The following is a 1,000-nucleotide window of genomic DNA, read 5'->3' as shown; positions in this document are numbered from 1 at the left end:
TCATCGGGCAACAAGGCCAGCAAGAGGCGCTGGGTGTCGCTGGCGATGGTATCCAGGATGGCGATCTCGGCCGCGCGTTCGGGGATGCGCTCAAAACGAATGAATTCATAGTCGTAGGGGGTCTGGATGTGCAGGTCTGCCTGGGGATAGGTACGGCAGAGCAGCATCTGGCCCTCGCTTTTGGCCGCTTCGGGCAAAGCCTCGGTACTGCTTTCCCCCAGTTGGTAAAGACCTTGGGTCACCTTGGCCACGCATGCGCCACAGGAGCCATTACGGCATTGGGAGGGGAGCAGGATATTTTCCCGTTCCGCAGCAGACAAGAGGTCTTCATCGGCCGCACAGGGGAAGGAGAGTTGCTGCCCGTCGCGGGTCTGGAGGGTGATATCGTAACTGTTCATGGGGTCTGGTCCTTTGCCAAACCCCCTCCCGCACCGGCTTGGGAGGGGGAGATGATCCGGAAAACGGCCGTTGTGAAGGATCGTTTTTCGCTCCCGCAGGTCGCGGCAAAACGCCCTCACCGCGGCCGGGTTGAGGATTACGCCGAGCGTGCCATATCGGCCCGGATGTCGGCCTGGGCGTCGCCCACGAGTTTCAGGTCGAAACGATCCTGAAATGTCTGGACCAGCTTCGGCGTCATGTAGCCGGGGAGCGTCGGCCCCCAGTAAATCCCCTTGATCCCGAGGGCCAGCAGGGAAAGCAGCACGGCTGTTGCCTTCTGTTCAAACCAGGAAATCATCAGGGACAGGGGAAGATCGTTGACGCCGCAGCCGAAGGCCTCGGCGAGGGCCCCGGCCACCTGGATGGCGGAATGGGCGTCATTGCATTGACCGACGTCCAGCAGGCGCGGAATGCCGCCGATATCGCCGAATTCGTGTTTGTTGAAGCGGAACTTTCCGCAGCCCAGGGTCATGATCACCGTATCCTGGGGGGCATGGTCCGCCACGTCGGTAAAATAATGTCGCGCCGGCGATACGCCGTCACAGCCGCCGACCAGGAAGAA

General features: G+C 61.4%; 1 protein-coding gene and 1 pseudogene. Both read right to left on the bottom strand.

Annotation, left to right across the window (positions count from 1 at the left end):
- Nucleotides 1-398: 2Fe-2S iron-sulfur cluster-binding protein (locus ACP5MM_RS09790; RefSeq protein ID WP_427934533.1), on the bottom strand; the 398-nt coding region annotated here is incomplete at its 3' end.
- A gap of 137 nt (nt 399-535) precedes the next feature.
- Nucleotides 536-1,000, bottom strand: a pseudogene (locus tag ACP5MM_RS09785) (hydroxylamine reductase); the annotation flags it as partial.

It is taken from the genome of Acidithiobacillus sp., from assembly GCF_049965315.1.
In the GTDB taxonomy this organism is placed as follows: Bacteria; Pseudomonadota; Gammaproteobacteria; order Acidithiobacillales; family Acidithiobacillaceae; genus Acidithiobacillus_B.
The sequence above is the reverse complement of the archived record's forward strand: the minus strand, read 5'-3'. Positions and strand labels throughout refer to the sequence as shown.